The organism is Pseudoflavonifractor sp. HCP28S3_F10, from assembly GCF_052065415.1.
GTDB lineage: Bacteria > Bacillota > Clostridia > Oscillospirales > Oscillospiraceae > Pseudoflavonifractor_A.
The window spans coordinates 66,001-78,950 of record NZ_JBQHUB010000007.1 but is presented as its reverse complement, the minus strand read 5'-3'; the positions used below and the strand labels follow the sequence as shown (position 1 = coordinate 78,950).

12 protein-coding genes are annotated in these 12,950 nt (G+C 58.7%); 11 read left to right on the top strand and 1 reads right to left on the bottom strand.

Going from position 1 to position 12,950, the window contains the following annotated elements:
* The first annotated feature begins 10 nt into the window (after positions 1-10).
* The 10 genes from ACTNBZ_RS05090 (at position 11) to ACTNBZ_RS05045 (ending at position 11,744) form a co-directional block, all read left to right on the top strand.
* A complete protein-coding gene (locus ACTNBZ_RS05090) occupies positions 11-433 on the top strand; it encodes a PrgI family protein (protein ID WP_441208599.1) in 423 nt (140 codons plus the stop codon).
* Positions 357-2,825, top strand: a complete 2,469-nt coding sequence (locus tag ACTNBZ_RS05085) for a VirB4-like conjugal transfer ATPase, CD1110 family (protein ID WP_441208598.1) — start codon at positions 357-359, stop codon at positions 2,823-2,825. The genes ACTNBZ_RS05090 and ACTNBZ_RS05085 overlap by 77 nt, the downstream gene beginning before the upstream one ends.
* A 2-nt stretch (positions 2,826-2,827) precedes the next feature.
* A complete protein-coding gene (locus ACTNBZ_RS05080) occupies positions 2,828-3,196 on the top strand; it encodes a DUF3851 family protein (RefSeq protein WP_441208597.1) in 369 nt (122 codons plus the stop codon).
* Positions 3,189-4,925 carry a CD1108 family mobile element protein gene (locus ACTNBZ_RS05075; protein WP_441208596.1) on the top strand — a complete coding sequence of 579 codons (1,737 nt, stop codon included), beginning with the start codon at positions 3,189-3,191 and terminating at the stop codon, positions 4,923-4,925. The genes ACTNBZ_RS05080 and ACTNBZ_RS05075 overlap by 8 nt, the downstream gene beginning before the upstream one ends.
* 30 nt (positions 4,926-4,955) lie before the next feature.
* A complete protein-coding gene (locus ACTNBZ_RS05070; RefSeq protein WP_441208595.1) occupies positions 4,956-5,213 on the top strand; it encodes a DUF4315 family protein in 258 nt (85 codons plus the stop codon).
* On the top strand, positions 5,203-5,976 hold the full coding sequence (locus ACTNBZ_RS05065; RefSeq protein ID WP_441208594.1) for a DUF4366 domain-containing protein: 774 nt from the start codon (positions 5,203-5,205) through the stop codon (positions 5,974-5,976). Before ACTNBZ_RS05070 ends, ACTNBZ_RS05065 begins: the two co-directional genes overlap by 11 nt.
* A gap of 195 nt (positions 5,977-6,171) precedes the next feature.
* Positions 6,172-8,265 (top strand): DNA topoisomerase 3, encoded by a 2,094-nt coding sequence (locus tag ACTNBZ_RS05060; RefSeq protein ID WP_441208593.1) that lies wholly within the window; start codon positions 6,172-6,174, stop codon positions 8,263-8,265.
* Positions 8,262-8,543 carry a hypothetical protein gene (locus tag ACTNBZ_RS05055; protein ID WP_002596246.1) on the top strand — a complete coding sequence of 94 codons (282 nt, stop codon included), beginning with the start codon at positions 8,262-8,264 and terminating at the stop codon, positions 8,541-8,543. Before ACTNBZ_RS05060 ends, ACTNBZ_RS05055 begins: the two co-directional genes overlap by 4 nt.
* A gap of 2 nt (positions 8,544-8,545) precedes the next feature.
* Positions 8,546-11,527 carry a YodL domain-containing protein gene (locus tag ACTNBZ_RS05050; protein WP_441208592.1) on the top strand — a complete coding sequence of 994 codons (2,982 nt, stop codon included), beginning with the start codon at positions 8,546-8,548 and terminating at the stop codon, positions 11,525-11,527.
* 1 nt (position 11,528) lies between these two features.
* Complete coding sequence (locus ACTNBZ_RS05045; protein WP_002596248.1) at positions 11,529-11,744, top strand: transposon-transfer assisting family protein; 216 nt, start codon at positions 11,529-11,531, stop codon at positions 11,742-11,744.
* A 47-nt stretch (positions 11,745-11,791) separates the two neighbouring features.
* Here the strand turns inward: ACTNBZ_RS05045 and ACTNBZ_RS05040 are convergent, their stop codons facing one another.
* A complete protein-coding gene (locus ACTNBZ_RS05040) occupies positions 11,792-12,556 on the bottom strand; it encodes a hypothetical protein (protein WP_441208591.1) in 765 nt (254 codons plus the stop codon).
* Between the two features lie 37 nt (positions 12,557-12,593).
* On the opposite strand from ACTNBZ_RS05040, the gene ACTNBZ_RS05035 reads away from it, so the two are divergent.
* Positions 12,594-12,950, top strand: a complete 357-nt coding sequence (locus ACTNBZ_RS05035) for a TnpV protein (protein WP_038259314.1) — start codon at positions 12,594-12,596, stop codon at positions 12,948-12,950.

Here is a 12,950-nt window from a genome sequence, read left to right as displayed (position 1 = left end):
GGTAATCCCAATGGCTTATGTACCCGTACCCAAAGACCTGACGAAAGTCAAAACCAAGGTCGCGTTCAACTTGACCAAGAGGCAGCTGGTCTGCTTCGGCGGCGGGGCGCTCATCGGCGTACCGCTTTTCTTTTTGCTCCGGGGGCCTGTGGGAAACAGCGTGGCTGCCATGTGTATGATGCTGGTCATGCTGCCCTTCTTCATGCTGGCGATGTATGAGAAGCACGGTCAGCCCCTGGAAAAGATCGTGGGCAACATCATCAAGGTGGCCGTCATCCGGCCCAAGGAGCGCCCGTATAAGACCAACAACTTCTATGCCGTTCTGGAACGGCAGGAAAAACTCGACAAGGAGGTGTATGACATTGTTCACGGCAATCAAAAGCTGGCTGCACCGGCTGTTCGGAAAAGACGAAAAGACCGCGCAGCCAGTTAATCAGAAAAAGATAAAAAAGCTGTCCCGTGCCGACAGAAAGCAGATCGAGACCGCCATCGCCCGCGCCAACCGCACGGACCGAAAAGAAAAGTCGGCTCAGGACAGCATCCCCTATGAACGGATGTGGCCGGACGGTATCTGCCGGGTGGCAGACAGCCATTACACCAAGACCATCCAGTTCCAAGACATCAACTATCAGCTCTCGCAGAATGAGGACAAGACAGCAATCTTCGAGGGCTGGTGCGATTTCCTCAACTACTTCGACAGTTCCATTCAGTTTCAGCTGTCCTTTTTGAACCTGGCGGCCTCTGAGGAAACCTTTGCCCACGCCATCAACATTCCTCTCCAGGGGGATGATTTTGACACCATCCGGGTGGAGTACACCACCATGCTGCAAAACCAGCTGGCAAGAGGCAACAACGGTCTTATCAAGACCAAGTACCTGACTTTCGGCATCGACGCCGACAGCCTCAAGGCCGCCAAGCCCCGTCTGGAGCGCATTGAGACCGACATTCTCAACAACTTCAAGCGCCTGGGCGTGGCCGCCGAGACCCTGGACGGCAAGGCGCGGCTGGCACAGCTTCACGGCATTTTCCACATGGATGAACAGGTGCCGTTCCGCTTTGAATGGGAGTGGCTGGCTTCGTCCGGTCTGTCCACCAAGGATTTCATCGCACCGTCCGGCTTCGAGTTCCGCACCGGCAAGCAGTTCCGTATGGGTAAAAAATACGGGACTGTTTCTTTTTTGCAGATTCTCGCGCCGGAGCTGAATGACCGGATGCTGGCTGATTTTCTGGATATGGAAAGCTCTCTGATCGTCAGCCTGCATATCCAGTCCGTAGACCAGATCAAGGCCATCAAGACGGTCAAACGGAAAATCACCGACCTGGATAAATCTAAAATCGAGGAACAGAAAAAGGCCGTCCGCGCTGGATATGACATGGACATTATCCCGTCCGACCTCGCCACCTACGGTGCCGAGGCCAAGAAGCTCTTGCAGGACTTGCAGAGCCGGAACGAGCGAATGTTCCTTGTGACCTTCCTGGTGCTGAACACGGCGGACAATCCCCGGCAGCTGGGCAACAATGTGTTCCAGGCCAGCTCCATCGCGCAGAAGTACAACTGCCAGCTGACCCGGCTGGACTTCCAGCAGGAAGAAGGGCTGATGTCCGCGCTGCCCCTGGGCCTCAATCAGATCGAGATTCAGCGAGGGCTGACCACCAGTTCCACGGCTATCTTTGTTCCGTTCACCACCCAGGAGCTTTTCCAGAACGGCAAAGAGGCGCTGTACTACGGGATCAACGCCCTGTCCAACAACCTCATCATGGTGGACCGCAAGCTGCTGAAAAACCCCAACGGCCTGATTCTCGGCACCCCTGGTTCCGGCAAGTCCTTCAGCGCCAAGCGCGAGATCGCCAACTGTTTCCTGCTCACCAATGATGACATCATCATCTGTGACCCGGAGGCCGAGTATGCGCCCCTGGTGGAGCGCCTGCATGGGCAAGTCATCAAGATTTCGCCCACCTCCACCAACTACATCAACCCGATGGATTTGAACCTGGACTACTCGGACGATGAAAGTCCGTTGTCCCTCAAGTCTGACTTCATTCTCAGCTTGTGCGAACTGATTGTGGGCGGCAAAGAGGGCCTGCAGCCGGTGCAGAAAACCATCATTGACCGCTGTGTGCGGCTGGTCTATCAGACTTACCTCAATGACCCCCGCCCGGAGAATATGCCTATCCTGGAGGACCTTTACAACCTGCTGCGGACACAGGAGGAAAAAGAGGCACAGTACATCGCCACGGCACTGGAAATCTATGTGACCGGCTCCCTCAATGTGTTCAACCACCAGAGCAATGTGGACATCAACAACCGCATTGTCTGCTATGACATCAAGGAGCTGGGCAAGCAACTGAAAAAGATCGGTATGCTGGTGGTCCAGGACCAGGTGTGGAACCGCGTCACCATCAACCGCGCCGCTCACAAGTCCACCCGCTACTACATCGACGAGATGCACCTGCTTCTGAAAGAGGAACAGACCGCCGCCTACACGGTGGAGATTTGGAAGCGGTTCCGCAAGTGGGGCGGCATCCCCACCGGCATCACGCAGAATGTCAAAGACCTGCTTTCTTCCCGCGAGGTGGAGAACATCTTTGAGAACTCCGACTTCGTGTATATGCTCAACCAGGCGGGCGGGGACCGGCAGATTCTCGCCAAACAGCTGGGCATTTCCCCGCACCAGCTCAGCTATGTGACCCACTCCAGCGAGGGCGAGGGCCTGCTGTTCTATGGCTCCACGATCCTGCCTTTCGTGGACCATTTCCCGAAGAACACCGAGCTGTACCGCATTATGACCACCAAACCCCAGGAACTGAAAAAGGAGGATGAATGACCATGAAACCCAACACCGAACTGAATACCATGATGTTTTTTGACGATGCCCTAGAGGGTGAGCGCACCCAGCTGCTCACCGAGCTGGCCGATGCCGTCAGCGAGACCCGCACGGCGGCGGATCAGGCTGCGGAGCTGAACGAGGACGGCGAGGCGGGCCTGCTGCGCCTGACGGAAATCTGGTGCGCCATGAACGGCGTCCCGGCCATCGTCATCTTCGAGGGCGGGCAGTCTGAGCTGCTGGCAAATGTGGTGGCGCAGATCTACGCCCATCTGCTCCAGCACCCCTCCCGTGACCCTGTGGGGCTGGTCGTCTATGTGGAGCTGCGCTACATGACGGCCTCCCTCATGCTGGGGGAATGGTTTGAATAAGGAACCGCGCCTGCGCTTTACAGACGAGGAACGCTCTGACCCGGCGCTGGAGAAGCCCATTCGTAAGGCGGACAAGGCCGCCGCCAAAGCGGATAAGGCGCAGGCTAAAATCCCCAAAAAGCAGGTCCGGCAAAAGACGGTGGACCCGGAGACCGGCAAAGTGACCACCAAGCTGGTGCTGGAGGACAAGAAGAAGCCGCCCTCCAAGCTGTCCCATGCGGTGCGGGATACCCCCGCCAATGCCGCCCTGGGGAAAGTTCACAAGGAAATCCGGGAGACCGAACAGGACAATGTGGGCGTGGAGAGCGCCCACAAGTCCGAGGAGGCTGCTGAGACCGGCGCACGGTTGGTTCGGGAGGGCTACCGCAGCCACAAGTTGAAGCCATACCGCAAGGCAGCCCAGGCCGAGCAGAAACTGGAAAAGGCCAATGTGAACGCCCTGTATCAGAAGTCCCTGCGGGAAAATCCCCAGTTTGCCAGCAACCCCATTTCCCGCTGGCAGCAGAAACAGGCCATCAAAAAGGAATACGCTGCCGCCAAGCGCGCCGGTCAAGCTGCCGGGAATACCGCAAGCGCAGCCCAAAAGACCGGCAAGGCCGCCAAGACGGTCAAGGAAAAAGCACAGGAGGCCGGGGCATTCGTCATGCGCCACAAAAAGGGCTTTCTGATTGCGGGCGCGATCTTCCTGCTGGTCTGTATGCTGCTCAACACCATGTCCTCCTGTTCCATGATGGCGCAGAGCATCGGTTCTGTGGTGTCCGGCACCACCTATCCGTCGGATGACCCGGAGCTGGTGGCGGTGGAGGCGGACTACGCTGCCAAGGAAGCGGCGCTGCAAGCCGAAATCGACAACATTGAAAGCAGCCATCCGGGGTATGACGAGTACCGCTACGACCTCGATATGATCGGGCATGACCCCCATGAGCTGGCGGCCTACCTGTCCGCTGTCTTGCAGGGCTACACCCGGCAGAGCGCCCAGGCAGAGCTGGAGCGTGTATTCGACGCACAGTATGAACTGACGCTCACCGAGGAAGTGGAGATACGATACCGCACCGAAACTTCCACGGACCCTGTGACCGGCGAGACAACCACCGAGGAGGTTCCGTATGAGTATTACATTCTGAATGTGAAGCTCACCAGCAAGCCCATATCCTCTGTGGCTTCGGAGCTACTGACGCCGGATCAGCTGGAGATGTATCAGGTGTATCGGCAGACGCTGGGCAACAAGCCGCTGATCTTCGGCGGCGGCTCCCCGGATATGAGCAATTCCGAGGACCTGACCGGCGTGGTATTTGTCAACGGCACCCGCCCCGGCAATCAGGCCGTGGTGGACATAGCCAAAAGTCAGGTGGGCAATGTGGGCGGTCAGCCCTACTGGAGCTGGTACGGCTTCAGCTCCCGTGTGGAGTGGTGCGCCTGCTTCGTGTCCTGGTGCTACGGCCAGATGGGGCTGTCCGAGCCGCGCTTTGCCGCCTGCCAGTCCCAGGGTGTTCCGTGGTTCCAGTCTCACGGACAATGGGGCGGGCGTGATTACGCCAACATCGCCCCCGGCGACGCCATCTTCTTTGATTGGGACCTGGATGGCAGCGCCGACCATGTGGGCCTTGTGGTCGGCACGGACGGCAGCCGGGTCTACACCGTGGAGGGCAATTCCGGCGACGCCTGCAAGATCAAGAGTTATTCCCTGACCTATGAGTGTATCAAGGGCTACGGCCTGATGAACTGGTAAGGCCGATTTATGAGAAAAGGAGTGATTGAAATGGCTAAGAACAAAATCCAGCGTATTGACCAGGAGATTGCCAAGGTCCGCGAGAAGATCGCGGAGTACCAGGACAAGCTGAAAACCCTGGAGGCGCAGAAAACCGAGGCGGAGAACCTGGAGATTGTCCAGATGGTGCGCGCCCTGCGGCTGACCCCGGAGCAGCTGAACGCCATGCTCTCCGGCGGCACGGTCCCCAGCATGGCCGCTGCTTCCACTGATTACGACGAACAGGAGGACACCGACCATGAAGAATAAGAGAATTTTCAAGACCTTTTCGGCCCTCTGCGCCGCCCTGGTGCTGATGATGGGCCTTTCCGTGACCGCCTTTGCCCAGGGGACGGACCAGCTCCCGGCAGAGGACGCCACCAACGACGCCAATGTGGTGGTGGAGGAAACCGAGGACAGTCCGGCCCTGACCCCAGAGGGCAACGCTGCCCTGGTGGATGATTTCGGCGGCAACAAGCAGCTCATCACCGTCACCACCAAGGCGGGCAACTACTTCTACATCCTCATTGACCGGGCCAACGAGGACAAGGAAACCGCCGTCCACTTCTTGAACCAAGTGGACGAGGCGGACCTGATGGCGCTGATGGAAGACGGCCAGACCACCCAGGAGCAGCCCGCCACCTGTACCTGTACGGAGAAATGTGTGGCTGGTGCGGTGAATACAGCCTGCCCGGTGTGCGCTACCAATATGAGCGGCTGTACGGGCAAGGAGCCGGAACCGGAAACCCCGGAGGAAACTCCGGAGCTGGAGGAACCGGCGCAGAACGCAACGGGGCTGAATCCGGCCCTGCTTTTGGCGGTGCTGGCCCTGCTGGGCGGCGGCGGTGCCTTTGCCTACTTCAAATTCATCAAGAATAAGCCCAAGACCAAGGGCAGCGACAATTTGGACGATTACGACTACGGCGAGGACGATACCGACCAGGAGGATGAGGCCCCCTGGGAAAGTGAGGAATCCGACGAGCCGGACGCTGACGGGGGCGGCGACGAGGAAAGCGAGGACAAGGCGGATTGACCCGCTTCACCGACAGCCCCTATGAACGCATGATGACACGCAGGCCGGAGGGCGGGAAGGAATCTTCCCGCTCTCCCTCTTTATCTCCCGGCCACCCCTGTTATGGCTGTGGGAATTACCGTGACGTTCAGCCCTGCGTGGGATTCTGCCACCGGCAGCTGACCGCATGGCTGCGGGAAAGGAGGATGAAAAACCATGAAGCTGGTAATCGCTGAAAAACCGTCCGTTGCCCAAAGTCTGGCCGTCGTGATCGGGGCCGCCGCCCGCAAGGACGGCTATCTGGAGGGGAACGGCTGGCGGGTGAGCTGGTGTGTGGGCCACCTGGCTGGGCTGGCGGATGCCGACGCCTATAACCCAGACTACGCCAAGTGGCGCTATGACGATCTGCCCATTCTGCCGGAGCATTGGCAGATGGTGGTGGGCAAGGACAAGAAGAAACAGTTTGATGTGCTGAAACAGCTGATGAACGCCCCGGATGTGACCGAGGTGGTGAACGCCTGCGATGCCGGACGCGAGGGCGAGCTGATCTTCCGCGCTGTCTACGAACTGGCAGGCTGCCAGAAGCCCATGAAGCGGCTCTGGATTTCCAGTATGGAGGATTCGGCTATCCGGGAGGGCTTTGCGAACCTGCGCCCCGGCGCGGACTATGACGGCCTGAGGGATGCGGCCCTCTGCCGCGCCAAGGCGGACTGGCTGGTGGGTATCAACGCCACCCGGCTGTTTTCGGTGCTGTACCACCGGACCCTCAACATCGGGCGCGTCATGTCCCCGACGCTGGCCCTCATCGTCCAGCGGGAGGCCGAGATTGACACCTTCAAACCGGTGCCGTTTTACACGGTCACGCTGGAGCTGCCCGGCTTCACCGTTTCCGGGGAGCGCATGGCAGACAAGGCCGCCGCCCAGCAGCTGAAAACGGCCTGCCAGGGTGCGGCTGCCACAGTGAAACAGGTGGAGCGCAAGGACAAATCTGAGAAGCCGCCCGCCCTTTATGACCTGACCACCCTCCAGCGGGACGCCAACCGGCTGTTGGGATATACGGCCCAGCAAACCCTGGACTATCTGCAAAACCTGTATGAAAAGAAGCTCTGCACCTATCCCCGGACGGACAGCCGCTACCTGACTTCGGATATGGCGGCGAGTCTGCCGGAGCTGGTCCGGCTCACCGCTGGGGCGCTGTCCTTTGCCGATGGTATGGAGCTTGCCTGCAATGCTGCCCAGGTCATCAACGACAAGAAAGTGACCGACCACCATGCGGTGATCCCCACCCGTAACCTCCAGGGTGCAGACCTGTCCGGCCTGCCGGTGGGTGAAAAGGCGGTGCTGGAGCTGGTGGCCCTGCGGCTGCTGTGCGCTGTGGCCCAGCCCTATACCTTTGCGGAAACCGCCGTTGTCGTGGAGTGCGCCGGTGCGGAGTTTACTGCCAAGGGTCGCACGGTAATACAACCTGGCTGGCGGGCGCTGGACGCTGCCTACCGCGCCGGCCTGAAAGATGCGGAGCCGGAAACCGAGGACAAGGCCCTGCCGGAGCTGTCTGAAGGTCAGACGCTTCCTCTCTCCGATGCTGCTGTCAAGGAGGGCAAGACCACCCCGCCCAAGCACTTCACCGAGGATACGCTGCTTTCTGCGATGGAGACTGCCGGGAAGGACGATATGCCGGACAATGCCGAGCGCAAGGGGCTGGGGACCCCGGCCACCCGCGCCGGTATCCTGGAAAAACTGGTGTCCACCGGCTTTCTGGAGCGCAAAAAGAGTAAGAAAACCGTGCAGCTCCTGCCGTCCCATGATGCGGTGTCCCTTATCACCGTGCTGCCGGAGCAGCTGCAATCGCCCCTGCTGACCGCTGAGTGGGAGTACCGGCTAGGTGAGATCGAGCGCGGCGAGCTGGCCTCGGAGGACTTTATGGCCGGGATCAGCGCCATGCTCCAGGAGCTGGTGAGGACCTATCAGGTCATCAAGGGGACCGAGTACCTGTTCACGCCGCCCCGCGAAGTGGTGGGCAAATGCCCCCGCTGCGGCGACGATGTGGCGGAGCTGCAAAAGGGTTTCTTCTGTCAGAACGAGGGCTGCAAATTCGCCATCTGGAAAAACAACAAGTGGTGGGAGCTGAAGCGCAAGCAGCCCACCAAGGCCATCGTGACGGCACTGCTCAAAGATGGCCGCGCCCATGTGACCGGCCTGTATTCCGAGAAAACCGGAAAGACCTACGACGCCACCGTGGTGCTAGAGGACGATGGGAAGTACGCCAATTTCAAGCTGGCGTTTGACCGGCAGAAAGGCGGCAAACGATGAAGCTCTCCCTTTATGAACAGGAAACCATCATCCTCTACAACCAGGCCGAGGCTGCCGCCGAGGTCTATACCCATGACCCCCGTCTGCTGGAGAAGCTGCGGCGGCTGGCAGAGAAATACCCGGACCAAATCGTAAAAAAGGACCGGCAGACCTTCACGGTTCCCAAACGCTGCGTGTCCGTCCGGGAGCCGTACAGCAACCAGCGCCGCAAGGCGGCCAGTGAACGGGCCAAGGCTGCCGGGTACAGGCCGCCCACTCCCAAGAGGGGCAGCGAGTAAGCATGGCCGAGAGTGTCTTTGAGGCCGTCAAGCAGTTTGTCACTGTCCGGGAGGCGGCGCAGATGTATGGGATCGAGGTCAACCGGAGCGGCATGGCCTGCTGCCCGTTCCACGATGACAAAAATCCCAGCATGAAGCTGAACGAGGAATACTTCTACTGCTTCGGCTGCGGAGCCACTGGCGATGTGATCGACTTCACCGCACGACTCTACAATCTGTCTCCCAAGGAGGCCGTCGAGAAGCTGGCCCAGGATTTTGGCCTGGCTTATGACAGTCAGGCCCCTCCCCGAAGGCGCTATGTCCGGCAGAAAACCGAGGCACAGAAGTTCAAAGAGGATCGGGACCATGCCTTTCGTGTCCTGGCTGACTACTATCATCTACTGAGAAAGTGGGAAACCGACTATTCCCCAAAAAACCCGGAAGAAAATCCCCATCCCCGTTTTATGGAGGCAATTCAGAAAAAGGACTACACGGGCTATCTGCTGGATTTTTTCCTGGAGGATACCCCCGATGAACAAAGACTGTGGATTGCCGAACATCAATCAGAAATCGCCAATTTGGAAAGGAGAGTGAAATTCATGGCTGATAAGCCCACCAACCGGGAACGATTGCAGGAGATCACAGCGGGCATTGAACAGGGCATCAAGGAGCTGTTTGAGAGCGAGAAGTATATGCGCTACCTGTCCGTCATGTCCAAGTTCCACCGCTACTCCGTCAACAACACCATGCTTATCTATATGCAGCGCCCGGACGCCACCCTGGTGGCCGGGTTCAACAAGTGGAAAAACCAGTTTTCACGTCATGTAAAAAAGGGCGAGCATGGCATCACCATTATCGCCCCTACGCCCTACAAAAAGAAAATTGAGGAAATGAAGCGCGACCCGGACACCCAGGCTCCCATTCTGGATGCGGATGGCAAGGCCGTCATGGAGGAAAAGGAAATCGAAATCCCCATGTTCCGCCCGGTGAAGGTGTTTGATGTTTCGCAGACGGACGGAAAGCCCCTGCCGGAGCTGGCCTCCAGCCTGTCCGGGACGGTGCCTCACTATGAGGCGTTCCTGGAGGCGGTGCGGCGCTCCGCCCCGGTCCCCATCGAGTTTGAGCCAATGGCTGAGAACATGGACGGCTATTTTTCCTCCGAGCAGCAGCGGATCGCCATCCGAGACGGTATGAGCGAGGTGCAGACCGTTTCCGCTGCCGTCCATGAGGTTGCTCACAGCAAGCTCCACGACCCGAAGAAATATGAAGTGGAGCAGTCTTGGAAAATCGTGATGGTGAGTGAGGGCGGCACCAAGCATGACTTCCGCCTGGACTTTTCCACCGAAGCGGAGGCGGAACAGGCCGCCGCCGAGGAAGGCTGGCGCTATGTGGACGAGAATAGGTTTGAGTGGCGGCTAGAGGTGGAGGAAGATCTGACGGCGGTAAAACAGGCCGCCAAGAACCGCAATACCGAGGAAGTGGAGGCCGAGAGCATTTCCTATGCAGTCTGCCAGTATTTCGGTATCCAGACCGGCGAAAACAGCTTCGGATACATTGCTTCCTGGTCGAAAGACAAGGAGCTGAAGGAACTGCGGACCAGCCTGGAGACCATCAACAAGACCTCCTGCCAGCTGATTAACGACATTGAACGGCACTACAAGGAAATCTGCAAGGAGCGCGGCATTGACCTGACCGCCGCCCCGGAACCGGAGCAGGCACCCCAGCAGACTGCGGAGGAAAAAGCCCCTGTGGAAGAAGTATCCCAGCCCAGCGCCGAGTACCGGGAGGCCCTGCTGGTGCTGGACGATACCACCTATCTCCATATTCAGCCCTGCGACACCGGCTGGGACTACACGCTCTACGATGTGGCAACCATGAAGCAGCTGGACGGCGGCCAGCTGGATGGGACCGACATAGGCCGTTCCGAAGCGGTCAGCCATATCTGCGAGAACCTGGGGCTGGGCGGCAAGTCCATCAAGTATGCCTCACTGTCCATGATCGAGACTTTGCAGGAGGCGGCCTCCCAGCAGATGCAGGAACAGGTCAGCCAGCAGACCGCAGAAACCGCAGCCGCCCAGCTGCCGGACGCCCAGGAGCAGGCGTTGGACGAGTATCCCATGCCGGACCCGGTGCTGACCCAGGATGATCTGAAGAAATGCAGCTGTATGGACAGCGACCTTCTGCCCCTCTCCAAAGAGTGGGCCTATGAGCTGATGGAACGCGACCTGACCGTTTATATCATCCAGGAGGGCGAGAATCCGGCGATGGCTTTTGATACCACCGATCTGGATGCCCACGATGGGATTTTCGCTGTAGCCCGTGACGAATGGGAGCAAAGTTCGCAGTTTCACGAAAAAGTAGCGGAACGCCAGGAGCATCAGCAGGAACGTGAGCAGGCGTTTCTTTCCCATAAGGGAAACTGTTTTGCCATTTATCAGGTGAGCCAAGATGATCCGCAAAATGTGCGCTTTATGAATCTGGATTGGCTGACATCGCACAATCTGACTGTGGACCGGAACAACTATGACCTGATCTACACCGCCCCTCTGGACGGTTCTGGCAGTACCATAGAGCAGCTGGAAGGACTGTACGAGCGGTTCAATCTGCAAAAACCTGTGGATTTTCACAGTCCGTCTATGAGCGTCAGTGACATCGTTGCCATCCGGCAGAATGGTCAGGTATCCTGTTATTACTGTGACAGCGTTGGTTTCACCGAGATTCTCGGATTCCTGCCGGACAATCCGCTGAAAAATGTGGAAATGGCCGTGGAGGATGACTACGGCATGATCGACGGCATCATCAACAACGGCCCCAAAGAGCCGACAGTGGCCCAGTTAGAACAGCAGGCCCGCAGCGGCCAGCCTATCTCTCTCATGGATTTGGCTGCCGCCGCCCACCGGGAGGACCGGGAAAAGAAAAAGTCCGTCATGGAGCAGCTGAAAAGCCAGCCCAAGGCGGAACACAAAAAGACAGCGCCCAAAAAGAGCGCAGAAAGGGAGATTTGAAATGGAAAACTTCACTTTTGAGGAAACGAACCTGCTTTGTATCTACAACACCGGCAGCCGTACCGGGCTGATCGACGCCCTGACGGAGATGCGCGGTGAGCTTTCGCCGGAGGAAGCCGAGCTGCGGGAGCTGACCGACAGCGCTCTGGGTAAGCTCCAGGCCATGAGCGACGCCGAGTTTGCCGAGTTGGAGCTGTACCCGGATTTCGACGAGTAAGAACCACACCAAGACCCAGCGGGGCGGCCTGATGTGCCGCCCCGTTTCTATTTAACATGAAGGGAGGACAGAAAACCATGCCATCCAAAGCTGAATCTTACCGGCAGATGGCCGAACAGGTATCGACCCGGCTTGTGGGCAGCTGGAAGGAATGGACGGCCTTTCTTACTACCGCCGCCCGCCTCTACAAATATCCGTTCCATGAACAGATGATGATTTACGCCCAGCGCCCGGATGCCACCGCCTGCGCCGAGTACGACCTGTGGAACGAGAAAATGGGCCGGTATGTGCGCCGTGGCTCCAAGGGGATCGCCCTGGTGGACGATTCCGGCGACAGGCCTCGGCTGCGCTACGTGTTCGATATTTCCGATACCGGCACCCGTGAGCATTCCCGATCCCCCTGGCTGTGGCAGCTGGAGGAACAGCACATCGGGCCTGTGTCGGCCATGCTGGAGCGCAACTACGGCGTTGCTGGTGACGATCTTGCCCAGCAGCTCACCGATGTGGCCGGAAAACTGGCCAGTGAGTATTGGGACGAGCATCAGCAGGACTTCCGCTACATCGTTGACGGTTCGTTCCTCGCGGAGTACGATGATTACAACATCGAAGTCCAATTTAAGTCCGCCGCCACCGTCAGCATCGCCTATGCCCTGATGTCCCGCTGTGGGCTGGATACGGAACAATATTTCCAGCATGAGGACTTCATGCCGATTTTCGATTTCAATACCCCGGCCACGGTTGGGGCGTTGGGAGCGGCGGTCAGCCAGATCAACCAGCAGGTGCTGCGGCAGATCGGCGTCACCGTCCAACATTATGAGCGTGAGCAACTCGCGGAAAGGAGCGTTACACATGGAGAACAACCTGACTTACACGAGGAACGGCGATTACCTGGTTCCCGACCTGAGCCTGAGCGAACAGCCGGAGAAGCCCCTGGGCAAGTACGGCAGGATGCGGAAAGCGTACCTGAAGGAACACCGGCCCCTGATCTACAACCAGCTGCTGCTGACCGAGAAGCTGTACCCGCACCTCATCGAGATCGACGAGACGGCGAACAGCCGTCTGGAGCAGATGATGCCCCGGCTGGCGGAGTCGGCGGGCGCGACGGAGGAGCTGAAAGCCCTCGATCCGATGCGCTGGGTGGGCCTGATGAATACCTGCAAGGCCCAGGCGGAGGAGATTCTGATGGCGGAGCTAATCAACAGCTGA